Raw genomic sequence first — 21,261 nt, 5'->3', positions numbered from 1 at the left:
ACTCCTCGGTGTTGCGCTGAGCCACCAGTCCAGCTCGGGGCGTCGGGGGCGTCCAACACCGATCTCGCAGCCCCGATACCGCACGGGTATCGTCGCAGTTGAGAGAGTTTCGCGAGAGCGTCTCGGGAGAGCGATGGAGCGGTGATGGAGCTGCGGACCCTGCGCTACTTCGTGGCGGTCGCCGAAGAACTCCACTTCGGCCGCGCCGCCGCCCGACTGCACATGACCCAGCCCCCGCTGAGCCGGGCCGTCAAGCAGCTGGAGACCGACCTCGGCTGCGAACTGCTGCGCCGCTCACCCACGGGCGTCACCCTCACCCCCGCCGGGGCCCTCCTCCACGACGAGGCGCGCACCCTGCTGGCACGGGCCGACCAGGCCCGGGCCCGGGTGGCCGCCGCGGCCGGCACGGCCACCCTGACCATCGGCACCCTCGCCGACAGCGCCGAGCAGGTCGGCACCCGGCTGGCCGTCGCCTACCGGCACCAACACCCCGCCGTGCGCATCCGCATCCGCGAGGCCGACCTGACCGACCCGACCATCGGACTGCGGGCCGGCCTCGTCGACGTGGCTCTGACGCGGGCGCCGTTCGACGACACCGGCATCACCACCCGCGTGCTGCGGTCGGACCCGGTCGGTGTGGTCCTGCGCGCCGACGATCCTTTGGCCGACCGCGACCGACTGCGCCTGGACGAACTCGCCGACCGCCGCTGGTTCCGGTTTCCGGAGGGCACGGACCCGGTGTGGCAGGCCTTCTGGACAGGGCCGCCCGGCGCCGACGGGCACCGTGACGGTCCCGTCATCCGCACCGCCCACGAATGCCTCCAGTCCGTCCTGTGGAACGACACCGTCGGACTGATGCCCCTCGCCCACTCCCAGGCCCTGCCCGAGGGGCTCACGGTGATCCCCTTGACGGAGGCGCCGCCCAGTGACCTGGTCATCGCATGGAACAGCGCCCACACCACCCCGCTCATCCGCTCGTTCGTGAGCCTCGCGACGGCCCTCACGCGCTCCTAGGCCCTGTCAGCAGCCACAGTCCGCTGCCTCCACCGGAGCCGTCAGCGGGTCCGCCGTGCGCCGCTCGCCTCCCTCCCAGGTCTCGTACGCGAAGCCTTCGCGCACCCAGTACTCGAAGCCGCCGAGCATCTCCTTGACCTGGAAGCCGAGTTCGGCAAGAGCGAGAGCGGCACGGGTCGCGCCGTTGCAACCGGGTCCCCAGCAGTAGGTGACGACGGGCACCGACCTGTCGAGGAGCTGCACGGCCTGCTCGGGGATCAGCGCGGTGGGCAGGTGGATCGCACCGGGCACGTGCCCCTGGTCCCAGGACGCGGTGGAGCGGGAGTCGAGGACCACGAAGCCCGGGTCGCCGCCCGCCGCCAGCACGGAGGCGACATCGGAGACATCGGCGTGGAAGGCGAGGCTCGCGCCGAAGTGGGCGACGGCCGCGGCCGGGGATGCCGGGGCGACGCGCAGTACAGGGTTCGTCCTGGTCGCGGTGCTGCTCACAGTGGTGTCGACGGTCACAGTCATGGTCTGGCCTTCCCTCCCTGCCCCGCCGGACCGGCACCTTCGCCGCACCGGCCCCACGGGGACTTCCTGACCAGAAATCTACGGCCGGTGATCCACTTCCTGAAGTGGCGATCCACGGCATCGGTCTTGATCGGCCGGGGTTTTCCCTGCTATCCATCGCTCATGACCGCCTATTCCCCGGACGCCACCGACTGGCACATCCTCGATGTCCTCCAGCGCGAGGGCAGGGCCAGCTTCGCGGAGCTGGCCCGTGCCGTCTCGATGTCCGCGAGCGCGGTCACCGAGCGGGTGCGCCGCCTGGAGGAGGCGGGCGTCATCCAGGGGTACGCGGCCGTCGTCGACCCGGAGAGCCTCGGTCTGCCGATCCTGGCCTTCGTCCGGCTGCGCTATCCGAACGGTGACAGATACTCAAAAGCACTCCCTGCCCTATCGGCGAGCCTTGTCGGGCGTCCTCGCAGGTAGAGGCTTGTCCGGCGGCGCCCACGTCGCGATGATCTCGACGCTGTGTTCGAGCCCGATCTCGACTCGCCGGATCAGCGACCCGAGCATGACTCGTTTCGAGTCGACGCTGATCGTGTCCCACTCGGCGATCAGGCCGGCGACGACCTCGCGGTGCTGAGTCGGCCCCTGCGGCGCTTTCGCGTCCGGGTCGGGCAGTTCGTCGAGCTGCTTCTGCTTGTCGGCGAGGCGCCCCTGCAGCGTGTCACGCGTCCGCAGATACGAGTCACGCGGCATGTCGCCGAGGCTGTGCGCGAGGCTCGCCCGGTCGAGGGCGGCCGACAGCTTCGAAATCTCGCCTGTGAGTCGCTTCCGCTTTGTCTCGTCGGTCGGGCTCTTCTTCGGCTGCGGGATGACGACACGACCGGCCGCGATCGCGTCGATCTCGTCGCGTACCTGATACAGCCACTTCTGCACTTCCCCCTCGACCTCGGCACGCGGCACCCACACGGTTCCGTGCTGGACGTGACCGCGGCAGGCGAGCCCGCATCGGTATGCGTAACCGGCGACGCCATGCGATCCGGCGATCTGCCCGTGCGCCTCCCGTCCGTTGGCGCGGCACACCCCGCAGCGGACGAGACCTGACAGCGGGTACACGGGATTGAGTGAGCGCCGCGACGTCCCCTTACGCACCTGCCGGCGGTCGCGGTACGCGTCCCACTCGTCTCCGTCGAGGATCGACTCGTGCTCGGCGGGGCGATGCTCCCAGTGATCTTTGGTGAGGCAGCGCACGGCGGTGCACCGCACCTCGCGCTTGTGGGTGTACAGCAGCCCGGCGCAGAACCCGGTGTCGAGGTAGTTGCGTACGCTCTGGTCCTGCCACGGCTCACCCTGGGTGTTGACGAACCCGTGCTCGTTCCAGAAGTCGGCGAGCCGCTTAAAGCCTGTCTTGCCCCTGGTGTACGTGAGGTACGCGTCGTGCACCGCTTCGGCGGGCGTGCCGAGCACCTCGTACCACTCGTCTTGCAGCTTCCATCCGCCTTCGCCGTCCGGCAGGCGTCGCGGGTGCCATCGGTACCCGAACCGCTTGCGCCCGGTGGCCGGCAAGCCCATGGAACGGCGCAGCTCGTGTGTCTCCTTCCACTGCTCGCCGGCCCGGTTGCTCTCGAAAGCGGCGACGGCGAACAGCATGTCGCGGGTGAACTCACCGACTGCGGTCGACGCGTCAATGTCCTCGGTCGCAGAGATGAGTTCGCCGCCGACCTGTTCGATCCGGGCTAGGTTGATCGCGACGCCGTGCCGGTTGCGGCCGAAGCGGCTGAACTTCCACACCCAAATCTCGCGCAGGGGGTTGTCGTCCGCCTCGACGAGGGTGATCCCCTGCATGATCTTGCGCTTGAAGTTGCGCCCCGTCGCGTCGAGGTCTGTGATCCACTTCGCGACATAGCGGCCGCGGCGGGCTGCCGCTTCCTTGATCGCGTCCATTTGGATCTGGTCAGATACCTTTTCCTCGCGCCATGTGGATACGCGCACGTATCCGATGACGGGTATCAGGTCTGCAGTCGCGATCGACGGCATTGCGGGAACGTAGAGGTGTCCACGTTCAGTGATTTTCATTTCTCCCCACCTAGGACGCGCTGCCCTTCTTTCGCGTCTCCGACGAGGAACGGGCGAACGGCAGATTCACGATCTGCGCGTCGCCCGTTGCCTCTGGGGCAATTTCATTGAGCGCGTCGAGCCGGGCAGCTTTGTAACCCATTTCTGCGTATGCCTGCCGCTCTTGGACGGTCAGGCGCGCGACGTGCGTTTGGTGCGCCATGAGTGCTTGTGTGTTGATTCGCAAGGTGAGTTGGAACGCTGCAGCCACCGAGACGATTAGCGTGATCATCCCCACTCGGAAGGTCGCGTCTCGGTCTGCGATTGTTCCGTGGAGGGCGAACGCGATCCCCACAACCGCGCAAGCCTTGGCCAGAACAATTACTCTCTGCTGCTGTTCCCGCATCGTCACCCCTCTGCGGCAGCACCCCCCGCAGCGCTGTCGCTGTCGCCCGTACCGCGTCGCCTAATGCGTCGAACCATGGTCGCGAACCACGCTTGGTCCTCTTCCGGGACACCTGCAGCTGCAGCCACCTCTTCGGGCGTCAAGCGCTTTCCGGACTGTACCCCGATCTGGCCGAATTCCTCATCGGAAAGTGAGAAGTCCGCTTCCGTTGCCTTGCCTGTCCGAATAAGCAGTTCCATGACCGGAATGCCAGTGCTGCGCGCAAGCGCGAGCAGCGTCTCGTACGACACCTGCTGACCAGACATCAGGCGCGCGATGATCGACGCCGACAGTCCGGTGTCCCGCGCGAGTTTCGCGCGGCCGCCGCTGCGCTCCGACGACAGGTCGTATCCCTTGTCGGTCAAGGCTCCGACTAGCCAGATCAGCCACTCGGGGCGACCTCCCGTGCTCTCGATCTCGTCATCTCGTCTCCGCATGCGCGCAGGCTACCGCTAGTGGAAGGTCGTTATGCCGACATTCCACTAGCGGAAGTGCAGGTCAAGACGTTCGGTGTACAACCTTCGGCCGTCGCTGCACGTCGCAACCATCCTCGAACATCCGTTCGTTTTCCGCAATCGGAAAACGGAAGTTGAGAACTTCCAGCATCGGAACTTCCACCATCGGAAGGGCCGTGCTACCTTCCTTCCATCAACGGAACTTCCACTGATGGAAGGAAGCCGATGCACACCATCGTGCTCAAGGTCGACGACTTCCTCGACCTGGCAACAGCCCGAGGCCACACCACTTACGAGCTGCAGGCAGCAGCGACCGGGCTCGGCATCGCCACCCTGCACCGCATGCGCAACGGCGCCCCGGCGAGCTCGACCGCGGTCGCCGCGGTTTGCGCGACGTACGGCGTCGACTTCGACCAGGTGTTCACGTTCGGCACGGTCAAGCCGAAGCGGGTTCGTGCGCAGCGGCCGGCCCGACTCGTGAAGGCTGCCGCCGCATGAGCGCCGCCGAGACGCCGTCGCTGACCCGGTCGCGGGCCGTACAGGCGGCCGCCGCCGCCCTGGTCGACGCCGTCGCCGAGCGCGCTGCACGCACCCCTCGCGAGGCGGCCGAAGCGGCGTATTACCCCGGTCACCCGCTCGGCTCGGTCGACGCGATCGAGGCCGAGATCATCCGGCGCCGCCGCGACGCCGACGCGGCCGAGCAGCCGCTCGCCGCGTAGCAGCACACAACTGAGGGGCCGTCCCGCAACGGCCAAGCAGCGGAACGACCCCAGGGGCGCACGCCCCACTCATCCCAGCTAGGAAGAAAGCGAGGCGACGCCGTGACCGGCAAGCCTATCGTTCCGATCCCCCTCCGCATCGCTCACGCATCGGGCGACGAGTCCGCGCTCGTGGCAGCCGAGGCGGTCGTCGACTATCTGAACCTGCCGACGGCGCGGCCGCCGATCGCCCGCGAGGACGGCGTGCACGTCATCGTCCGCGACGGCGACGCGTTCGCCCGCTGGGTGTACGCCCTCGGCGGCAACGTCGACCACACCGACACCCTCGACGGGGCGACGATGTGGTCGCTCAGCACCGAGACGCCGCGCCGCGCCAACGGCTCGACCGTGCCGCTCCGCGTACATGTCGCCCTCGTCGCCGACGAGTTCGCCCCGGTCAAGGTCGAGCACCGCCCGGCGAGGTCGGCATGACGACGACCCTGCACGCCGACCCGTTCGCAGCGCCCGGCCGCAACCGGCCCGCGCCGAGCCCGGCCGCCGTTGCCGTACTCGCCGAGTGCCGCAAGGCGAAGGAAGCCGCGGACACCGCACGCGCGCAGTCCGACGGCATGCCGGGCACGCCCGACGTGTCCGCGGCCGGCGGCGAGGTGAGCATCGTCGTTCGCCCGCAGTCGCTCACCGACTGGAAGCAGTGGATGCACGCCCTCGGCGTCGGCGACGCCCGCGGCGTCTCGACCGGCACGTCGATGATCGTCCGCTGCACGTTCGGCGGCGTCCGCGCCCGCCTCGTCGGTGTCGGCGTGCCCGCCCTGTACGGCGAGCTGCACGGCCGCCTCGACCGCCGGACGGCGGTACGGCCGTGAACCTCGACAACGTCACCGCCGCCGTGATCATCACGGTCGCCGCAATCGCTCTGATCTTGGCCTCATCTGCCGGGGGTTCCCGATGACCAAGCTGAACACGCCCGTTGACGGGCCGTACCGCATCACCGTCGAGCCGATCCCGGCCGGCGTGACGCTCGACGTCGAGCCGTTCGTCGCCGGCGTCGTGCAGGACGTGATCGAGGCGGTGCTCACCGACAGGTACGCCGACCGCCTCGACGCGCTGCACGAGCTGCAGCCGCGTGACCCGCACGCGATCGAGCGCCCGGCCGACTTGCGGTTCGAGTCCCTCGTCGCCGACCTCGTCGCCGAGGTGCGCACGAAGCTGCCGGTCTACGGGCTGCAGGCGCTGCGCCTCGCGGGCCGGATCGACACGCTCGCCGCGCCCGCAATCGCCGCGCTGCAGGCCGACGACGAGGGGAGCGCAGCCGCATGAAAGAGACCTATCGCGACGAGTGGCGGGTGATCGTCACTCTCATGCCTCGCCGCCCCGCCGACCTCGGACTTACCGGGCTCGACGAGATCGCCGAGTTCGTCGCCGTGGCCGAGCCGATCACGGTCGCCGTATTGCCGCGCCGCCTCGGCAACCTCGGGTTTGTGTCCATGGGCGACCGGCTCGTGAGCCGCGACGTCGAGGGCGACTACCGCCGCCGCTGCGACGAGATCGCGGCCGAGCTGCGGCAGCGCCCGCAGGTCGACGAGGTGACCGTCATGTGCACCGAGACGCACACGTGCTCGCACTGCCGGCTGCGGTGGGAGGTACTGACCGCCGACGAGGCGGCCGACGACTCGACGAATCAGGACGAGCACAGCGTCGAGGGCGAGCCCGTGTGCTGCGACAAGGCGATCGACGAGTTCCGCGCCGAGCGGGGTATTCCGCAGCTCGCCGAGGGCGTCGTCGCCTACCGCAACCCCGACCGGCCCGGCGTGCTGCTGTGTCGCGAACACGGCTATGGGTGGGCGGGATTGGTCCCGCTCAAGTCCGACGATCTGCCCGACGGCGGCGTGTGCACCTACGGCGACCCGGCCGAGCCGAGCGACCAGTGCGGCCGCGATGTTCTGATCGTCAAGGCGGGTGAGTCCGCATGAGCATGCGCGACGTGATCGAGCACGCGCTGCGTGTCTACTACGCCGACAGCGCCGAGCCGAAGGCCATTGCCCGCGAGGTGCTCGCACAGTACGACGACGAGCAGCGCCCGGTGAACGAGGATCTCGCGAAGGCACGCGAGGCGGCCGCCGCAATGTTCGAGGCCGAGGCCGGCGAGCGCCGCCCGACGTGGCGGGTGATCTACACCGACAGCGAGTCGGCGACCGGCGTCGCCCCGGTGTGCACGGCGAGCGGCGACGACGACGAGCACGAGCTCGTCGCCCTCGGCCGCGGACCGTTCCGCGACGAGGAAGGCGTGTACGACTGCTGCCCGACGCCGCAGTTCGAGACGTACTCGACGATCCTCGCCGCGTACCTGGTCGAGCTGCTCAACGCCGACACCGCGGCGGGTGAGTCGGTATGAGCGCCCGCGCCGAAGTGCACGCCGCCCTCATGCGGGCCGGCTACGGGGCGCCGAACGCCGAGGCGTTGATCGTCGGTATCGAGCGCGACGCACTTACGAGCGGGGGTGAGAAGGACACCCGCGGCGTATCGCCGCAACAGGGCGAGTCCACTCACCGGCACCCGCGCCCCTGCGAGTTCCCGACCGTGCTGCCGTGCCGCTGCCCGGTCCGGCCGTCAAGCCTGCCCGAGGTGTCGTTCGTCCGCGCCCGGCACCGTGCCCGAGTCGCCGCGTTCGTCCACGGTGCCCGCGATGGGCACGCCGAGGTCTGGTCGAGGGCGGCATCATGACCGACCCGAAGTGGGCCGTCGCCACCGAGCGGGGTCGGTACTACACCGACCCCGCCGGGGGGCCGGACCTGATCAGTGTCACGAACGCGTTGTCGAGCATCGCGAAACCGGCACTCATGCCGTGGGCAGCCGGCATGACAGCCGACGCCGTCATCGCCGACCCGATCGTGACCGCCCGCCGGGCGCGCACCGAGCCGACCGCGCTGCGGAAGGAACTCGTCGCCGTCTCGCGGCTGTACACCGAGCGGGCGCAGGATCTCGGCAGTCGCGTGCACCTGCGGGCCGTCGCGCTCGTGCTGAACACGCCGCACCCGTACGACCCCGAGGTCGAGGCGTACGCCGTGCAGCTCGCCGCATGGTTCCGGCTGTGGCGCGTCGACTTCGAGCGTGACGTCGAGGCGGTCGAGACGACCGTGATGCACCGCCGGTACGGCTACGCGGGCACGGGCGATCTGTGGCTGTGGCTGCCGACCGGCCGGTTCCGGCGGCGGCAGTTGTGGCTCATCGACTACAAGACGAGCGCGAAGAAACCGGCCGACACGGTGTACGACGAGCAGCCGCTGCAGCTCGCCGGGCTGCGGCACGCGCCCGAGTGGCTGCTGCCCGACGACACGAGCGAGCCGGCGCCGCGGGTGCACCGTACGGCGCTGCTCAACCTGCGGCCGCGGTCGCACCGGTTCATCGAAGTGCCGTCCGGCCGCGCGCAGTTCCGCGCGTTCCTCGGCGCCATGCGCACCGCCCGCTATCTGCACTCCGCTCCCGGCTCGTACCCGACGGTTCTGCCGCCGTGGGCGCCGGGCGCTCCCGAACGAAAGGCAGCCTGACATGGGCTCCCGAATCCTGACCATGAAGCGGCAGGCGGCCGAGCTCGGCCGTATCCGCACCGGCTACAGCCGGCCCAACCCGAAACCGAACGGGCGGCCGATCCCGGTCAAGTCCAAGACGTTCATTCTCACCTCGCACTCGCGCGAGTACATCGCGGCCGCGGCCGAGTTGTACGGCGGCCGGGTCGAGCAGTGGACACCGCAGGGGCAGCCTGTTGCGCAGTGGCGGGTCATCACCGAGGCGACCGAGCTGCGGGCGATCCTGCCCGCCGGCGACCCGCTCGACCAGGCAAACGAGAAGTGGACCGGCGGCGGTTGTGAGCGGCGCTGCGACGGAGTCACCGAGAAACTGTCGGGCCGGCCGTGCATCTGCCTCGCGCAGTACGGCGACGACTGGCACGAACGCAAGCCCGACGAGGTGTGCCGCCCGACGTCCCGCGTCGGCGTGTTCCTGCCCGACCTGCCCGACCTCGGCGTGTGGCGGCTGGAGACAAAGAGCCACTACGCCGCCGACGCGCTCGCTGGCGGGCTCGACACCGTGCTGCAGGCGACAGGCGGCCGCGGGCTGCTGCCCGTACGCATGTGGATCGAGCAGCGCAAGGCGGTGCGCGGCGGCAAGACCAAGCAGTTTCAGGTGATCGTCGTCGTGCCGTCGCTGCCCAAGCTGCGGCATGCACTGTCGGGCCCGATCTCGACGGCGGCCGCCCTCGACCCGGCGAGCCTCGACCGTCCGGCGATCGAGGCGGCACCCGCCGAGCGACCCGACTACCTCGACGAGGCGCGCAAGTGCCGCACTGCCGACGCCGTGATCGCGGTGTGGCGCAAGGCGGATACCGCGGGGCACGGATCCGACGAGCTGCTCGCCGACCTCAAGCAGATCGCCGCGGACATCGCGAACGGCGTCGACCCGCGTACGGGCGAGCTCGGCGACCAGGACGACGACGGCGACGGCGACGAGGTCGGCCCGGACGCCGACGGCGTGTACGACGTCGAGACCGTCGACGAGGGCGACGAGGACGGCGGCGACGAACCGCCGGCCGCGCACCCGCGTGCCGCGTGGCCGGCGGCGGCGACGCCCGGATCGGGGGGCACGCGATGACGTGGCACCTAGGCCGATGGGCCGCATTCGACCTTGAGACGACCGGCGTCGACGTCGAGAACGACCGGATCGTGACCGCCGCCGTACACGCGCGCGGTGGCGGCATCGAGCCCGAGGCCGGCGAGTGGCTCGCCGACCCCGGCGTCGAGATCCCGGCCGAGGCGTACAACGTCCACAAGATCAGCACCGAGCACGCTCGCGAACACGGCGACCCCGCCGAGCAGGTCGTGCGGGAAGTCGCGGCCGAACTCGCCGCGCAGATCGTCAAGGGCGGTGCTGCGGTCGTCGGACACAACGTGTCGTACGACCTCACGCTGCTCGACCGCGAGTGCCGACGGTACGAGCTGCCGACCCTGCACGACCGGCTCGACGGTCACCCGCTGCACGTGATCGACACGCGTGTTCTCGATCAGCACGCCGTGCCGTACCGAAAGCGCGTGAGCGAGGACCAGGGCGCGCGGCAGCTCATCACCCTCGCGCAGTTCTACGAGCTGCCGTGGGACGACGAGGCGGCGCACGGCTGCTCGTACGACGCGCTCGCCGCCGCCCGCATCGCGCACCGGATCGCGACGCTCGCCCACATGCGGCGCCGCGACTGGCCCGAGCACGTCCTCGCCGAGCGCCGGCTGCGGTTCAACGCGTTCCGCGACCTCACGGTCGCCGAGCTGCACGCCGCGCAAGTCGAGTGGGCTGCCGAACAGGCGGCCGGGCTGCAACGGCACTTCCAGAAGACCGACCCGAACGCCGTCGTCGACGGCGCGTGGCCGCTGCGCCCGTGGGTTGAACCGACCGCCGCCGAGGGGGCACTCGCATGACCGACGCCGATCACTTCCGGTTCGTCGACTTCACCGAGCACCCGCTCGTGCTGCTCGTCGACGCCGACGGAAACGCCGAGCTGCACGGCGACGACCAAATGTGCAAGATCCAGACCGCGGCGATCCTGTCGACCATCGCTCGAGACCTGCTCGCCGAGCACGGGCCCGGCCGCTGCAGCCCGTCGCCCGACGTTCCGACGTGGGAGCGCCCCGACGAGGCGCTCGCGCCGTACTTCGGCACCCTCGACCGCGACGCGCAGCTCTGGACGGACGGCACCGGGCACGTGTGGAACCTCGCGCTGCCGTGGCAGGACAACGCCGGTTCCACGTGGCTGTGGTACGGCAGCCTCGACGGGCAAGGCGCCCCGCTCATGCGGTCGAACGACTGGCCCGAGCCGCAGCCGCTCGACGCGCTGCGATTCCTCCGTGGCCCCATGTCGCCGGTTCGCCGCGGCGGTGCGGCATGACGACGATCCCCGGACTGCTCGCGCCCGGCCGGCTGTCGCCGGTCGAGGACTACGTCACCAACCCGGCCGGGCTGCGCGTGATCGGGCTCGACCTGTCGATCACCTCGACCGGCGTGTGCCTGCCCGACGGCACGACGTACCGGATCAAGACCCGTGCGAAGGACGGCGACCGCAGGCTGCTGCACGTCCGCGATGACATCGCCGACGACCTCGTCGCATGCCGGCCGCACCTCGCTGTGATCGAGGATCTGCCGACCAAGATGCACGCGACCGCCCTGAAGATCATCGGCAAGTTGCACGGCGTCGTCGTGGGGGCGCTGCTCGACGCTGACGTGCCGTACGCGTACGTGTCGCCGGCGACGCTCAAGAACTACGCCACCGACAAGGGCAACGCGACCAAACAGCAGATGGCCGATGCCGCGTACCTCGCAGCCGGCGCCGAGTTCCCCGGCGACCTGAACGCCAAGGGCGACGGCGGCGACATGTGCGACGCGTGGTGGCTGCGGGCGGCCGGGCACGACTGGTGCGGGCTGCCGCAGTTCACCATGCCGCAGGCTCAGCGCGACTACCTGAGCAAGGCGGATTGGCCGGACGCGTACGCGCAGCGGTACGTGATGGGGGCCGCGGCATGAGCACTCGAACCGCGAAGCGGCAGCAACTCGGCGACGCACTGCCCGGCATGCCGGATGTCCTCAAGTCCAAGCCGATCAAGGCGACTGGCGACGAGGCATGGAAGGCGCGCACCCTCGACGAGGCGATCGCCCGCACTTACGAACTGCTCGACCAGACGATCAGCAAGTACAGCACCGGCCGGGCGTTCGTCACCCGCGGCGAGCGGGTCATCGATTACGGGCTGTTCGAGCTGCTCGGGCTGTTCGTGCTGTACTCCGGCGGCAACGACTCGGTTGTGCTGCAGCACCTCTTGCGCAAGTACATGCGCGACCGTGGGCTGTTCCGCCACCACTTCGGCGGCATCATCCACGTAAACACCGGCACCGCGATCGAGCAGACGACACAGCACGTCCGCGAGACGGCCGCCGCGTGGGATTGGAAGCTGCACGAGCTGCACCCGCGGGTGACGTACCTCGACCTCGTGCTCGGCAACGTCCTCGCAACCCGCGGGCCGAACAAGGGGCGCCCGGTGTGGCTGGGGTTCCCCGGCCCCGGCGGCGACAGCCACAACGTGATGTACATGCGGCTGAAAGATGAGCCGCTGCAGGCATTCCGGCGCAGCCTCGTCGGACCGAGCGGCGGCATACGCCGCAAAGTGATCTACGTCGGCGGGATGCGGTGGGCGGAGTCTCAGAAGCGATTCCGTACTGCCTCCGAGGTCGACGTCGACGGCGCGATCGTGTGGCTGTCGGCGATCGTGCACTGGACGAACGAGCACATGCGCGAGTACCGCGCCCGCTATCGGTGCCAGCAGCAGCACAAGCACTCGGCGCACCGCCTGTGTGGGCCCGAGGCGCTGCCGCTCAACGAGGTGACCGAGCACCTTCACATGTCGGGTGACTGCGCGTGCGGTGCGTTCGCTAAGCCGGGCGAGCTCGAAGAACGGCGGTTCTTCTACCCGGACAACGCCGGGCAGATCGACGAATGGCAACGCATCGCAGAGGCGGCCGGGATCGCCGCCTGCAAGTGGGGCGAGCGCCCGCCGGGTACCGAGCGAAAGCCGAAGGGCCGCCGGGTCAAGGAACGGCTGTGCGCCGGCTGCGCCCCGCCACTCGAGGGACAGACCGACATTCTCGACGACTGGCGGGATCGCGGTCTGCTCACCGACGCGCAGTACGCCACGTTCACCCGGCCTGCGGCATGAGCGCCGCACTCACGCCGACGATCGGCGGCCGCCGACCAGGGTTCGGGATCCGAGTCCGTAAGGACGGGAACAAGGCGCTCGCCGTCGCAGACACCGACTGCCCGTGCGGGCAGTTCAGCAAGTCCGCGGCCGGCGACGTCGAGGTCGAGGCGCTCGTGATCCGGTACGGCCGGCACCGCCGAGACGACTGCCCGATGCCCGAAGTCCGCGCAGCGGCCGCAGAGCAGTACGCGGCGCTGCAGCAGTCCCTCAACAAGCGACGGAGGAAGTAGCCCATGCCAAAGATCGACAAAGACGCGCATGTCGAGGTCAAGCTCGACGGCGCCGCCGGACTGCTCGAACAGTCCCTCACCGACGAGCAGCGTCGAGGCTTGTTCGAGTACCCCGGAATGAGCGTGATCGCGATCGTCGAGTTCACGAGCGTCACGTACACCGGGCATGCGTCCAGCGAGGACAAGTCGCCGCAAGTCAAGGTGCGCATGTCGCTCGCCGAGGCGGCGCAGGACCACGACCAGGCCGCGAAAGTCCTCGAAGTGGCGCGGGCGATGATGCGGCGCCGCAAGATGCAGGACACCCTCGACGAACTCGGACCCGGCACCCACGACGCCGAGCACGCGGTCGCCGAGGCGCTCGCCTCGCATCCGACCGAAACCGAGTACGAGCACCACCAGGAGCGGCAGGCAGCGCGCCGAGGGCGTACCCGGCACGGCCGGATCGAGCAGCACGGGTGACCAGGAAGCCCAAGAGCGGCGGCGGCGCGAGCCGATCGCGCTGCCGCTGCGGGCGACCCGTTTATCGGCAGGTCGTCGGCGCCCTGACAGTCACGGCGGACGTCGACGGGTTGGCGCTCGCCGAGGCGCTGCAGCGCACCGGCCCGAACCGGCTCGCATGGTGCCTGTACCAGCGGTCGGAGTGGACGCCGCAGACGCTGCGCGAGGCGCATCCGAGCAGCCACCCCGAGGGCTGCCCGCACCCGCACGTCGTCGACCACGAGTGCGCCGCCCCGCCGACCGCCGCCCGCCCGGCGGGCCGCAGAACACGCAAGAACTCGCCGGCTGTCCATCCCGGACAGCAGCAACTCGCAATCTGATCAGGAGTCACCCCGATGCCATGGTTCGTCGTTGACGACAACGCCGACAGTCACCCCAAGTTCGTCGCGGCCGGGAACGCGGCGATCGGGCTGTGGGCGCGTACGGGCGCGTATGCGGCGCGACACCTGACTGACGGCATGGTGCCCGGCGACATCGCGAAGATGTACGGCTCGAAGCCGCAGATCGCGAAGTTGCTCACGTCCGGGCTGTGGCACGAGCACGGGCACTCGTGCACGCACTCGAAGTGCCTGCAGCCTGCGCCCGGCGACTTTGCAATTCATGACTACCTCGTTTACAACCCGCGGCGCACCGACGTTCTCGCGAAGCGCGAGCGGGCCGCGGAGAAGAAGCGTAAGCAGCGTGCCGGGCAGGATCCGGACGCGAATCACAGCAGTTTCGCCGACGATCCGCACGCGAATCGCGACGGAATCGACGACGATTCGTCGACGAATCGCACGCCGGAAAATGACGAGTCCGCAGGTCACGGCGATGCGTCCCCAGGGGACAGCGGGGGGACTCGCGCGCGCGCGTTCCCCTCCCCTCCCCTCCCCTCCCATAAGGGGGGTGCAGATAGTGAGTCGTCTGCAGGTAGTAGCGGGCGCGGCCGCGAGGCTCTCTCTCTGATCCCCGCCGATTGGCAGCCGAGCGACGACGACGTGCAGGCGGCGCAGCTCGCCCGCAGCGACGCCGGCCGCGAGCAGCTCACCAGGCAGCAGCTCGACGTCGTCACGCGGAAGTTCGTACGGCGCATGGCCGACGACGGCGTGCGCGCCGCCGGGTTCGGCGGTCGCTGGCAGCAGTGGGCCGAGAACGAGCGCACCGAGCAGCCGAGCGTCGGCGGCAACGTCGTGCACCTGCCGGGCGCCATGACCAAGAGCCAGCAGCAGCGAGCCGGACTCGACCGGCTGCGGCAGCAGATGAAGGGAGGTCACTCCGCATGACCCTCGACGAATCCCTCGAACTGCTCGCGCAGATCGCGCTCGTCGACGACCGCGTCGTCAAGGTCGACGAGGCCGAGCAACAGGCGCAGGTCACCATGTGGGCGGCGATCCTGCGCGACGTGCCGCTGCAGTTCGCCGGGCAGGCGGTCGGCGAGCACTACGCCGCGAGCGCGTACCCGATCCTGCCGAAAGACATCGCCGAGCGGTGGCGTAACACGGTCCGCGACCGGCTCGGCCGGGCGGTCGGCACGTTCGAGCCGACCGATCACCCGCACCTCGACCCCGACGACGTGCCGGGCTATCAGACCGCGTTGCGCGCCGTGCGAGGTGCGGTCGCCGGCGGCGACGCGCAGCCGGTCGCGGTCGGCGAGCTCATGCCGGCGCAGGGCAGCACTTTCGGCAGCCGGCTCGCCGAGCTCGTGCCCGCGAACGAGCAGTTTGTCGCCGCGAAGCTGCAGCGCTACCCGCGCCGCGAGCAGCCGGCCGGCCCGCCCGAGCGAGCCGTGCACTGTCCGGCGTGCGGCGCCTCGGCGGGCCGACCGTGCCAGACGACGAGCCGCGGCCGCCGGATGACCGGCACGCACCCCTCGCGCCGCGACGTGTACGACGCGGCGCAGCCCACCGACAGCAAGGGAGATCAGCCGTGAAGCAACGCGATCCGCTGCTCGCCGAGTTGTACCCGACCGGCTCGTACGGCGGGCCGCGCCCCGGCGACCGTCGATCGGGGGAGCCCGACCCCGACGGGCCGCGCCGGTTCGCCGCCCTCGCCGCCGCTGTCGCCGAGATCGACGAAGAGAACGGCTACGGGGTGCACCACTGCTACCGGCAGACCAGGAAGGCAGCAGCATGAGCGACCCGAAGATGACGGCCGTCGAGGCGCTGCTCGCCCTCGCCCGGCGTCACATCGACGGCGAGGCGGCGCAGGCGCTCGTCGACGAGGCGACCCGCGAACTCACCGGCCGCATGGTCGTCCGGCCCGAGCAGCAGCTCGTACCGCTGCGGTTCGTGCTGCGCCGCCGCCGGGACATATCCGGGATCAGCGGGCTCGGCGACGTCGCCGACGGCGTGCTGTGGCCGGACGGTACGGCGTCCGTGCGGTGGCGCGGCGAGCACCCGTCGGAAGTGTTTTGGGATCGCGGCCGCGTGTCTGTCGAGTTCATCCATGGGCATCAGGGCGCGACCGAGGTCGAGTTCATCGACCAGGACGGCGAGCAGCCGGCGCCGCCCGTGTCCGCGATCGACCCGGCTGCCGTGCCGCTCGTCATGCGCCGTGTCCTCGAACACGCGTTGAAGCGCCCCGTTCCTTGCCCGCGGTGCGAGCGCACCTCGACGTGCAGGTGCGCCAACGCCGACCGCACCGAGGGGCGAATCGACACCGTGCTCGGCGCGCTCGCGCCGTGGCTCAACTCCCGTACGGGCGAGGCGGCGTGAACCCGCACGACTTTGACGACGTCGACGAGCCCGACCTCGACGAGGCGCTCGACGAGCTCACCGACGACGAGCTCGCGGCCGCCCTCGACGCCCTGTACGGAAACGACCCGCTCGCCGGATACGACACACCGGTCACGCGGCGACGTAAGCCAAACGCGATCGGCCGCAGCGTGCACGACGTGCTGCGAACCCTCTGACCCGCCCGCCATCCACAGACTGTGAGAAACCCCGTGGAAAACACGACGACCAGGAAGAGCCCGACGCCCGAGGCGTACGACGCCGCATGCGCCGCACTATGGGCGCACCGCGACCGCGCCAACGCCCTTGAAGCTGGACTCGACGCGATCCGCGCATGGCGGCACACCATGCCGGCCGGAAACACGGCCGAGTTCGCCGGGCTCGACGCGATCCTCGACGCGCTCGTCGACGGCGTCGAGGCACCCCTGCAGCGACTGCAGCCGCCGACCAACCTGCAGGAAGCTGTCACCGCCCATCGCGCCGTGATGCGTGAGCGCGGTACTGCGCTCGCAGCTACGCGGGTCGTGTGGGATCAGATCGAGGCTGCCGCGGTACGCGATATCGACCGGCACATGCCCCACAACCGCACCTGAAACGACGGCGGGGCGCCCCTTGCCGGCAAGCAATCCGGGGCGCCCCCGCTTCCCTCGCGGTGTGATCAGCCTACGCCCCATGCATCACAGGAGCGCTCACCATGCCTCACACCGCCCGCCGTACGACCGCCGACGACCTGCAGGTCGTCGTCGACCACTGGACCCACATGCGCGACCTGATCGACACCTCACAGACCTCGGGCACATGGCCGGCCGCCATGGGCAAGGGCGAGTACCTGCACGAGGTCGACCGCACGCGCAGCGAGCTCGAGCTCGCGATCGAGCACGCGCAGCACCTGATCACGAAGCACGATGCGCACGGCCGCGTGCAGTACGAGTGCGTGCACTGCGACTACGTCGGCGAGGGCGGCGCCCACACCCCGCGCGCCGACCGCGAGCCGGGGCAGCTCGGCGAACGCCCCGTACCGCTGCGGCTGCACGTCGTCGACGCGTGCCGCGCCGTCGAGGTCGCTCTCTGCTCGCTAGCCGACGAGATCGCCGCCGAGGTGCAGCTCGCGCCGCTCACTCCGTTGCGCCCGGTCAAGCACACCGGTTACGGCACCCGCCGCGAGGCGCAGATCGCGGCCGCCGACCGGGCTCGCCGCGGCGAGCTCGCCGCCGAGGACGTCGCGAGCCCGTCCCGCTGGTCGTTCACCATGGGCGACCGGTCGGCCGTGCGTGCCGCCGAGTGGCTGCTCGCCCGGTTCAACGGAGAGACCGAGCACTGCAAGCCGATCAGCAGCCTGCACCGCGCGCACATCACGGTCGTTGCCCGCGAGGCGGCACGACGGATCGAGCGCACGATCGGCGGGCTCGGCGCCCGGTACTCGGTCCCCATGGACGACCGGCCGTGCCCGTACTGCGGCAGCTCGCTCACGCTGCACCGTGGCGGCGGGCTCGACGACGTCGTCGTGTGCGCCGGCCCGGACTGCGAGGCGCCGGTCGGGCTGGACGGCGGGCGCCGCACGTGGTCGACGCCCGAGCAGCTCGCCGCGCTGCAGGTCGCCCTCGACGCGGCCGAGCGCCGGCGCAAGCGTGCCGATGCTCGTCGCCGGCAGCGCGCGGCACGACGAGCCGCTGCGTAGGTCAACGCAGCGCCGCCCGCCGAAGGTTGGCGGGCGGCGCGCAGAAGAGCTACGGCGGCGAGTGGAGCTAGCCTCGCCTACGTGGCCATATGTGGCGGGGCGTCAGGACTGACCTGCGTAAAGTCCGTTTCGGGCGGTTTGGCGTGAGTGAGAGTTAGATCTCAAAACCCCGGGTCGAGTTGGCGTTGCAAATGGCCCACACCCGAAGATTCATCTCAACCGCGAGGACCCGTCGGCGCTACCTCTCACAGCACACCGACGGGTCCCTCTCGGGTCTGAATCCTGCAAAGAAACGAGACCACGCTTTGGACACTACACAGATCACACCCCCCAAGCCGACCACTTCGCGCGCGATCCTCATCACGTTGCTTTTCCTCGTCGGCAGCAATCTTGGGTTCATCTCGGGCATCTTCGCCGGCGCCGTCGGTCACCTTTCGCCGTACGCCGCGACTGTCGCGGGGGCCGGCGTGTTTGGCGCGACACTCGCGATCGGCCTCCCGATCCTGATCTTCATCATCAAGGGCGACGGCGGCTGATCTTCAACGCTCACTGGGGCGGCGGCACCCACACATCGGGACCGCCGCCGCGCCACTCGATCAGGTCGGACTCGGCGACGTCGCCGGCGTCCATCCCTTCGAGGCCGGCTCGGCGCAGGAACTCCGCGACGTCGAGGAGGCTGTACGCGAGCCCGAGAATCTCGCCGTCGACGCGTACGCGGCGGCCGCCGGTCGGCGAGGGCGGGTACACGATCACGGGTCGCGGCGTGTCCATGGATCCATGGTCCGGCCGGGCGCCGCCGGCTGCAGCGCGAGGTGATCCGTCCGGGCATGACAGGACCCCGCCGGGTTGTCCGCGGCGGGGTCGTCGTCGTTGGCCTACTGCTCGCCCTCGGTCTGCAGGTCGGTTCGTTGACCGGGGCGTAGGTCGCGGGCATCCCAATACCGGCGCACCTCGTCGAGATCCCACTCGTCACGGGTGCTGCCGGGGCGGCGTCGCGGCTGCGGGAAGTCGTCGTGCGCACGGCGCCAGTTGTGCACGGACTGCCGCGAAATGCCGAGCTCGGCGGCAACCTGCGACATGTTCCCCAACCTGGGTTCCCTCTCGCCCGCATCCGACATCGGCGGCTCTTCCCGCTCTGGCATGGCGCCCATCCTGCCCTAACCTCGTTGACACTGTAAAGCAGGTTCCCGTACTGTCGAACCCGCACAACGGAATGCCCCGGCCGGCGCCGCTAACGCCACATGGCCGGGGCGGACCGTGCCCGCAACCGTCACGAAGAGGGCTGATCCGCGTGGCCGATGGTAACGGCGAGCTGAACAGCGCGCCCACCAGTACAGACCGACCAAAGCTCACCGACCTGCAGCGCCGCCTCGTCGCCGGCGTTGCGACCGGTGCCGCCCTGATCGCCGTAATTGGGTTCGTCGGCTCGTACGCAGCCGTTCGCCGCCTCGCGGAAGCGAAGCACTTCGGCGCATTCGCGATGATCTTCCCGGTCGGCGTCGACGCCGGCATCTTGGTACTGCTCGCCCTCGATCTGCTGCTCACATGGCTACGCATGCCGTTCGCCATGCTGCGTCAAACGGCATGGCTGCTCACCTCGGCGACGATCGCGTTCAACGGGGCGGCCGCGTGGCCCGACCCGATCGGCACGGGCATGCACGCCGTGATCCCGGTCCTGTTCGTGGTCGTCGTCGAGGCGGCACGGCACGCGATCGGCGTCGCCGCAGAGATCAGTGCCGCGAAGCACATGGAATCGGTACGGCTGTCACGGTGGCTGCTCGACCCGGTCGGCACGTTCCGGCTGTGGCGGCGTATGAAGCTGTGGGAGCTGCGGTCGTACGAGCAGGTGATCAAGCTCGAACAAGAGCGGCTGATCGAGCGGGCTCGGCTGCGCCGTCGGTACGGGCGCAGGTGGCGCTCGAAGGCACCTGTCGAGGCGGTGCTCGCGCTGCGGCTCACGCGGTACGGGCGCCCCCTCGCCCCGGTCGAGGGCGTGCTCGACGTCGACGACGCCCCGGCCGCCCCGGTCGAGGTCGACCACTTCGGCGGGTACACCCCGCCCCGGATCGAGGGCGCCCCGAAGCGTCGCCCCCTGCAGGGCGCCCCGGCACTGCCGCCCCCGCCCCCGAACGCCCCCGAGGCGGACGCCCCGCAGAACGAGGGCGCCCCCGAGCGCCCCGCCCTCGACGAGCAGGGCGCCCCGCACGACGACGAGCCCGCCCCCGAGGGCGCCCCCGAAGAACCCGCCCCCGACACCGAGGGCGACCAGGAACGCCCCGACACCGAGGGCGACGCCCCACTCGGCGAGGGCGGCGACGAGGGCGACGCCCCGCGCGACGAGCAGCGGCCGCCGACCCGAGACGACGCTAAGCGGAAGATCCTCGCGCTGCGGCGCGAGCTCGGCGAGCGACCGAAAGAGGGGCAGGTCGTCGAGGTGCTCGAAATGCTCAACGGCTACCCCTACACCTCCCGTCGCCACGCTCAGACGCTGCGCGACGAGGTCGAGGCCGACGAACGCAAGCGCCTCGAACGCGAGTCACCCAACGTCCGCTCACTGACCGGCACATGACGGTCTGACTGTGACTGCAACTGCAGTCACACCTCGTCCCTCACCCCCTCTCACCCGCCGAAACCCGACCGCAGACACACCCCCGCCGCACCACGACCGCAGTCGCAGTGAAGGAGCATCACCGGTGTCAGACACCACAGCACCGCCCGCGCCGACCGCGGCCGCGCCCGAACCGCCCGTCGAGGCGTCGCCCGCGCCGCCCGTACCCGCGCCCGAACCGGCCGTCGAGCCGGACGTCGAGACCGAGCCGCGCACCCGTCGCCGTCGCGGCGGCGTACCGATCGAGCCGCTCGTGATCGGTGCCGGAAACGGAACCGCCGTAGCGGCGACCGCCGCCTATCAGGCAGCCGGCCCGATGGGGCTCGCCGCCGCAGCCGGAACCGCCGTTGTCCTCGCGGCCGGCGGCATGGTGCAGCGCCGCCGCACCGTTCGCCGCCGCACCACTACCGGGGCGGGGCGCATACGGGGCGGGGCGGGTGCCGCGAACCGAGGGCGTACTCGGGGCGGGGCGTCCGGGGGCGCCTCGACCTGTGCAAGCAGGGACTCGGAGCGCGGGGCGCGGCGCTGGTCGCCGAGGCCCTCTCCGAGATGTCCGCCGTCTCGGACGGACC

General features: G+C 70.4%; 33 protein-coding genes and 2 pseudogenes. 29 read left to right on the top strand and 6 right to left on the bottom strand.

All coding sequences use genetic code 11. The annotated features are described in order from the left end of the window. Window positions 1-144: 144 nt before the first annotated feature. Window positions 145-1,014 (top strand): LysR substrate-binding domain-containing protein, encoded by an 870-nt coding sequence (locus ABZ656_RS32110; RefSeq protein WP_360272452.1) that lies wholly within the window; start codon window positions 145-147, stop codon window positions 1,012-1,014. Window positions 1,015-1,020: 6 nt separating this feature from the next. Here the strand turns inward: ABZ656_RS32110 and ABZ656_RS32105 are convergent, their stop codons facing one another. Beyond that, window positions 1,021-1,527: a rhodanese-like domain-containing protein gene (locus ABZ656_RS32105; RefSeq protein WP_360272449.1), complete on the bottom strand. Its 507-nt coding sequence runs from the start codon at window positions 1,525-1,527 to the stop codon at window positions 1,021-1,023. A 162-nt stretch (window positions 1,528-1,689) separates the two neighbouring features. Here ABZ656_RS32105 and ABZ656_RS32100 point away from each other — a divergent pair. Next, window positions 1,690-1,929: pseudogene (locus ABZ656_RS32100) on the top strand (Lrp/AsnC family transcriptional regulator); the annotation flags it as partial. Window positions 1,930-1,953: 24 nt separating this feature from the next. Here ABZ656_RS32100 and ABZ656_RS32095 read toward each other — a convergent pair. Genes ABZ656_RS32095 through ABZ656_RS32085 form a run of 3 tightly spaced genes read right to left on the bottom strand, consistent with a single transcriptional unit; the run spans window position 1,954 to window position 4,371 of the window. Then, on the bottom strand, window positions 1,954-3,543 hold the full coding sequence (locus ABZ656_RS32095; protein WP_360272446.1) for a recombinase family protein: 1,590 nt from the start codon (window positions 3,541-3,543) through the stop codon (window positions 1,954-1,956). 49 nt (window positions 3,544-3,592) lie between these two features. Next, window positions 3,593-3,967 carry a DUF2964 family protein gene (locus ABZ656_RS32090; protein ID WP_360272443.1) on the bottom strand — a complete coding sequence of 125 codons (375 nt, stop codon included), beginning with the start codon at window positions 3,965-3,967 and terminating at the stop codon, window positions 3,593-3,595. A gap of 2 nt (window positions 3,968-3,969) precedes the next feature. Then, window positions 3,970-4,371 (bottom strand): helix-turn-helix transcriptional regulator, encoded by a 402-nt coding sequence (locus ABZ656_RS32085; protein ID WP_360272440.1) that lies wholly within the window; start codon window positions 4,369-4,371, stop codon window positions 3,970-3,972. A 315-nt stretch (window positions 4,372-4,686) separates the two neighbouring features. Here ABZ656_RS32085 and ABZ656_RS32080 point away from each other — a divergent pair, with 315 nt between their 5' ends. The 25 genes from ABZ656_RS32080 (at window position 4,687) to ABZ656_RS31960 (ending at window position 18,617) form a co-directional block, all read left to right on the top strand. Beyond that, window positions 4,687-4,959: a helix-turn-helix transcriptional regulator gene (locus tag ABZ656_RS32080; RefSeq protein WP_360272437.1), complete on the top strand. Its 273-nt coding sequence runs from the start codon at window positions 4,687-4,689 to the stop codon at window positions 4,957-4,959. Next, the gene (locus ABZ656_RS32075; protein ID WP_360272434.1) at window positions 4,956-5,180 is read left to right on the top strand and encodes a hypothetical protein; all 225 of its coding nucleotides are present in this window, start codon (window positions 4,956-4,958) and stop codon (window positions 5,178-5,180) included. The genes ABZ656_RS32080 and ABZ656_RS32075 overlap by 4 nt, the downstream gene beginning before the upstream one ends. A 102-nt stretch (window positions 5,181-5,282) precedes the next feature. Further along, window positions 5,283-5,651 (top strand): hypothetical protein, encoded by a 369-nt coding sequence (locus tag ABZ656_RS32070; protein WP_360272431.1) that lies wholly within the window; start codon window positions 5,283-5,285, stop codon window positions 5,649-5,651. Then, window positions 5,648-6,043, top strand: a complete 396-nt coding sequence (locus tag ABZ656_RS32065) for a hypothetical protein (RefSeq protein WP_360272428.1) — start codon at window positions 5,648-5,650, stop codon at window positions 6,041-6,043. The genes ABZ656_RS32070 and ABZ656_RS32065 overlap by 4 nt, the downstream gene beginning before the upstream one ends. A gap of 82 nt (window positions 6,044-6,125) precedes the next feature. Then, window positions 6,126-6,497: a hypothetical protein gene (locus tag ABZ656_RS32060; protein ID WP_360272425.1), complete on the top strand. Its 372-nt coding sequence runs from the start codon at window positions 6,126-6,128 to the stop codon at window positions 6,495-6,497. Beyond that, complete coding sequence (locus ABZ656_RS32055) at window positions 6,494-7,150, top strand: hypothetical protein (RefSeq protein ID WP_360272422.1); 657 nt, start codon at window positions 6,494-6,496, stop codon at window positions 7,148-7,150. Before ABZ656_RS32060 ends, ABZ656_RS32055 begins: the two co-directional genes overlap by 4 nt. Next, the gene (locus ABZ656_RS32050) at window positions 7,147-7,572 is read left to right on the top strand and encodes a hypothetical protein (RefSeq protein WP_360272419.1); all 426 of its coding nucleotides are present in this window, start codon (window positions 7,147-7,149) and stop codon (window positions 7,570-7,572) included. The genes ABZ656_RS32055 and ABZ656_RS32050 overlap by 4 nt, the downstream gene beginning before the upstream one ends. Further along, the gene (locus ABZ656_RS32045; RefSeq protein WP_360272416.1) at window positions 7,569-7,901 is read left to right on the top strand and encodes a hypothetical protein; all 333 of its coding nucleotides are present in this window, start codon (window positions 7,569-7,571) and stop codon (window positions 7,899-7,901) included. The genes ABZ656_RS32050 and ABZ656_RS32045 overlap by 4 nt, the downstream gene beginning before the upstream one ends. Next, window positions 7,898-8,725: a hypothetical protein gene (locus ABZ656_RS32040; protein ID WP_360272413.1), complete on the top strand. Its 828-nt coding sequence runs from the start codon at window positions 7,898-7,900 to the stop codon at window positions 8,723-8,725. The genes ABZ656_RS32045 and ABZ656_RS32040 overlap by 4 nt, the downstream gene beginning before the upstream one ends. 1 nt (window position 8,726) lies before the next feature. Next, entirely contained in the window at window positions 8,727-9,824 is a 1,098-nt protein-coding gene (locus tag ABZ656_RS32035) for a hypothetical protein (protein ID WP_360272410.1), read from the top strand. Beyond that, window positions 9,821-10,639 (top strand): exonuclease domain-containing protein, encoded by an 819-nt coding sequence (locus ABZ656_RS32030; protein WP_360272407.1) that lies wholly within the window; start codon window positions 9,821-9,823, stop codon window positions 10,637-10,639. The genes ABZ656_RS32035 and ABZ656_RS32030 overlap by 4 nt, the downstream gene beginning before the upstream one ends. Next, on the top strand, window positions 10,636-11,106 hold the full coding sequence (locus tag ABZ656_RS32025) for a phiSA1p31-related protein (protein WP_360272404.1): 471 nt from the start codon (window positions 10,636-10,638) through the stop codon (window positions 11,104-11,106). The genes ABZ656_RS32030 and ABZ656_RS32025 overlap by 4 nt, the downstream gene beginning before the upstream one ends. Then, the gene (locus ABZ656_RS32020; RefSeq protein ID WP_360272401.1) at window positions 11,103-11,738 is read left to right on the top strand and encodes a crossover junction endodeoxyribonuclease RuvC; all 636 of its coding nucleotides are present in this window, start codon (window positions 11,103-11,105) and stop codon (window positions 11,736-11,738) included. The genes ABZ656_RS32025 and ABZ656_RS32020 overlap by 4 nt, the downstream gene beginning before the upstream one ends. A 47-nt stretch (window positions 11,739-11,785) precedes the next feature. Then, complete coding sequence (locus ABZ656_RS32015) at window positions 11,786-12,922, top strand: phosphoadenosine phosphosulfate reductase family protein (protein ID WP_360272398.1); 1,137 nt, start codon at window positions 11,786-11,788, stop codon at window positions 12,920-12,922. Then, window positions 12,919-13,194: a hypothetical protein gene (locus ABZ656_RS32010; RefSeq protein ID WP_360272395.1), complete on the top strand. Its 276-nt coding sequence runs from the start codon at window positions 12,919-12,921 to the stop codon at window positions 13,192-13,194. The genes ABZ656_RS32015 and ABZ656_RS32010 overlap by 4 nt, the downstream gene beginning before the upstream one ends. A gap of 3 nt (window positions 13,195-13,197) precedes the next feature. Then, complete coding sequence (locus ABZ656_RS32005; RefSeq protein ID WP_360272393.1) at window positions 13,198-13,653, top strand: hypothetical protein; 456 nt, start codon at window positions 13,198-13,200, stop codon at window positions 13,651-13,653. Then, window positions 13,650-14,012, top strand: coding sequence for a hypothetical protein (locus ABZ656_RS32000; RefSeq protein WP_360272390.1), 363 nt, complete (start codon window positions 13,650-13,652; stop codon window positions 14,010-14,012). The genes ABZ656_RS32005 and ABZ656_RS32000 overlap by 4 nt, the downstream gene beginning before the upstream one ends. 15 nt (window positions 14,013-14,027) lie before the next feature. Beyond that, window positions 14,028-14,954 (top strand): hypothetical protein, encoded by a 927-nt coding sequence (locus tag ABZ656_RS31995; protein WP_360272387.1) that lies wholly within the window; start codon window positions 14,028-14,030, stop codon window positions 14,952-14,954. Beyond that, a complete protein-coding gene (locus ABZ656_RS31990) occupies window positions 14,951-15,601 on the top strand; it encodes a hypothetical protein (RefSeq protein WP_360272384.1) in 651 nt (216 codons plus the stop codon). Before ABZ656_RS31995 ends, ABZ656_RS31990 begins: the two co-directional genes overlap by 4 nt. Further along, window positions 15,598-15,804, top strand: a complete 207-nt coding sequence (locus ABZ656_RS31985; protein WP_360272381.1) for a hypothetical protein — start codon at window positions 15,598-15,600, stop codon at window positions 15,802-15,804. The genes ABZ656_RS31990 and ABZ656_RS31985 overlap by 4 nt, the downstream gene beginning before the upstream one ends. Next, complete coding sequence (locus tag ABZ656_RS31980) at window positions 15,801-16,385, top strand: hypothetical protein (RefSeq protein ID WP_360272378.1); 585 nt, start codon at window positions 15,801-15,803, stop codon at window positions 16,383-16,385. Before ABZ656_RS31985 ends, ABZ656_RS31980 begins: the two co-directional genes overlap by 4 nt. Further along, window positions 16,382-16,582, top strand: coding sequence for a hypothetical protein (locus tag ABZ656_RS31975; protein WP_360272375.1), 201 nt, complete (start codon window positions 16,382-16,384; stop codon window positions 16,580-16,582). The genes ABZ656_RS31980 and ABZ656_RS31975 overlap by 4 nt, the downstream gene beginning before the upstream one ends. A 33-nt stretch (window positions 16,583-16,615) precedes the next feature. Next, window positions 16,616-16,996, top strand: a complete 381-nt coding sequence (locus ABZ656_RS31970) for a hypothetical protein (protein ID WP_360272372.1) — start codon at window positions 16,616-16,618, stop codon at window positions 16,994-16,996. Window positions 16,997-17,097: 101 nt separating this feature from the next. Continuing rightward, complete coding sequence (locus ABZ656_RS31965; protein WP_360272369.1) at window positions 17,098-18,081, top strand: hypothetical protein; 984 nt, start codon at window positions 17,098-17,100, stop codon at window positions 18,079-18,081. A 305-nt stretch (window positions 18,082-18,386) separates the two neighbouring features. Further along, window positions 18,387-18,617: a hypothetical protein gene (locus ABZ656_RS31960; RefSeq protein WP_360272366.1), complete on the top strand. Its 231-nt coding sequence runs from the start codon at window positions 18,387-18,389 to the stop codon at window positions 18,615-18,617. A 10-nt stretch (window positions 18,618-18,627) separates the two neighbouring features. On the opposite strand, the gene ABZ656_RS31955 is transcribed toward ABZ656_RS31960, so the two are convergent. Both ABZ656_RS31955 and ABZ656_RS31950 read right to left on the bottom strand, forming a co-directional pair. After that, complete coding sequence (locus tag ABZ656_RS31955; protein ID WP_360272363.1) at window positions 18,628-18,852, bottom strand: hypothetical protein; 225 nt, start codon at window positions 18,850-18,852, stop codon at window positions 18,628-18,630. 104 nt (window positions 18,853-18,956) lie between these two features. Beyond that, complete coding sequence (locus ABZ656_RS31950) at window positions 18,957-19,160, bottom strand: hypothetical protein (protein ID WP_360272360.1); 204 nt, start codon at window positions 19,158-19,160, stop codon at window positions 18,957-18,959. 278 nt (window positions 19,161-19,438) lie between these two features. Between ABZ656_RS31950 and ABZ656_RS31945 the strand changes: the two genes are divergently transcribed. After that, a complete protein-coding gene (locus tag ABZ656_RS31945) occupies window positions 19,439-20,650 on the top strand; it encodes a DUF2637 domain-containing protein (protein ID WP_360272472.1) in 1,212 nt (403 codons plus the stop codon). Window positions 20,651-20,774: 124 nt separating this feature from the next. Continuing rightward, window positions 20,775-21,261, top strand: a pseudogene (locus tag ABZ656_RS31940) (hypothetical protein); the annotation flags it as partial.

The organism is Streptomyces sp. NPDC007095 (assembly GCF_040634475.1).
In the GTDB taxonomy this organism is placed as follows: domain Bacteria; phylum Actinomycetota; class Actinomycetes; order Streptomycetales; family Streptomycetaceae; genus Streptomyces.
This window is presented reverse-complemented; position numbering and strand designations above follow the sequence as displayed.

Excerpts from the sequence above, each read along its gene's own strand:
- ABZ656_RS32055 (WP_360272422.1), top strand. The coding sequence starts at position 6,494 with ATGAAAGAGACCTATCGCGACGAGTGGCGGGTGATCGTCACTCTCATG.
- ABZ656_RS31980 (WP_360272378.1), top strand. The coding sequence starts at position 15,801 with ATGAGCGACCCGAAGATGACGGCCGTCGAGGCGCTGCTCGCCCTCGCC.
- ABZ656_RS31950 (WP_360272360.1), bottom strand. The coding sequence starts at position 19,160 with ATGTCGCAGGTTGCCGCCGAGCTCGGCATTTCGCGGCAGTCCGTGCAC.
- ABZ656_RS32105 (WP_360272449.1), bottom strand. The coding sequence starts at position 1,527 with ATGACTGTGACCGTCGACACCACTGTGAGCAGCACCGCGACCAGGACG.
- ABZ656_RS32040 (WP_360272413.1), top strand. The coding sequence starts at position 7,898 with ATGACCGACCCGAAGTGGGCCGTCGCCACCGAGCGGGGTCGGTACTAC.
- ABZ656_RS31995 (WP_360272387.1), top strand. The coding sequence starts at position 14,028 with ATGCCATGGTTCGTCGTTGACGACAACGCCGACAGTCACCCCAAGTTC.
- ABZ656_RS32005 (WP_360272393.1), top strand. The coding sequence starts at position 13,198 with ATGCCAAAGATCGACAAAGACGCGCATGTCGAGGTCAAGCTCGACGGC.
- ABZ656_RS32080 (WP_360272437.1), top strand. The coding sequence starts at position 4,687 with ATGCACACCATCGTGCTCAAGGTCGACGACTTCCTCGACCTGGCAACA.
- ABZ656_RS32075 (WP_360272434.1), top strand. The coding sequence starts at position 4,956 with ATGAGCGCCGCCGAGACGCCGTCGCTGACCCGGTCGCGGGCCGTACAG.
- ABZ656_RS31965 (WP_360272369.1), top strand. The coding sequence starts at position 17,098 with ATGCCTCACACCGCCCGCCGTACGACCGCCGACGACCTGCAGGTCGTC.
- ABZ656_RS32030 (WP_360272407.1), top strand. The coding sequence starts at position 9,821 with ATGACGTGGCACCTAGGCCGATGGGCCGCATTCGACCTTGAGACGACC.
- ABZ656_RS32015 (WP_360272398.1), top strand. The coding sequence starts at position 11,786 with ATGCCGGATGTCCTCAAGTCCAAGCCGATCAAGGCGACTGGCGACGAG.
- ABZ656_RS32110 (WP_360272452.1), top strand. The coding sequence starts at position 145 with ATGGAGCTGCGGACCCTGCGCTACTTCGTGGCGGTCGCCGAAGAACTC.
- ABZ656_RS32025 (WP_360272404.1), top strand. The coding sequence starts at position 10,636 with ATGACCGACGCCGATCACTTCCGGTTCGTCGACTTCACCGAGCACCCG.
- ABZ656_RS32010 (WP_360272395.1), top strand. The coding sequence starts at position 12,919 with ATGAGCGCCGCACTCACGCCGACGATCGGCGGCCGCCGACCAGGGTTC.
- ABZ656_RS32050 (WP_360272419.1), top strand. The coding sequence starts at position 7,147 with ATGAGCATGCGCGACGTGATCGAGCACGCGCTGCGTGTCTACTACGCC.
- ABZ656_RS32060 (WP_360272425.1), top strand. The coding sequence starts at position 6,126 with ATGACCAAGCTGAACACGCCCGTTGACGGGCCGTACCGCATCACCGTC.
- ABZ656_RS32045 (WP_360272416.1), top strand. The coding sequence starts at position 7,569 with ATGAGCGCCCGCGCCGAAGTGCACGCCGCCCTCATGCGGGCCGGCTAC.
- ABZ656_RS32035 (WP_360272410.1), top strand. The coding sequence starts at position 8,727 with ATGGGCTCCCGAATCCTGACCATGAAGCGGCAGGCGGCCGAGCTCGGC.
- ABZ656_RS31955 (WP_360272363.1), bottom strand. The coding sequence starts at position 18,852 with ATGGACACGCCGCGACCCGTGATCGTGTACCCGCCCTCGCCGACCGGC.
- ABZ656_RS31990 (WP_360272384.1), top strand. The coding sequence starts at position 14,951 with ATGACCCTCGACGAATCCCTCGAACTGCTCGCGCAGATCGCGCTCGTC.
- ABZ656_RS32090 (WP_360272443.1), bottom strand. The coding sequence starts at position 3,967 with ATGCGGGAACAGCAGCAGAGAGTAATTGTTCTGGCCAAGGCTTGCGCG.
- ABZ656_RS32065 (WP_360272428.1), top strand. The coding sequence starts at position 5,648 with ATGACGACGACCCTGCACGCCGACCCGTTCGCAGCGCCCGGCCGCAAC.
- ABZ656_RS32095 (WP_360272446.1), bottom strand. The coding sequence starts at position 3,543 with ATGCCGTCGATCGCGACTGCAGACCTGATACCCGTCATCGGATACGTG.
- ABZ656_RS32020 (WP_360272401.1), top strand. The coding sequence starts at position 11,103 with ATGACGACGATCCCCGGACTGCTCGCGCCCGGCCGGCTGTCGCCGGTC.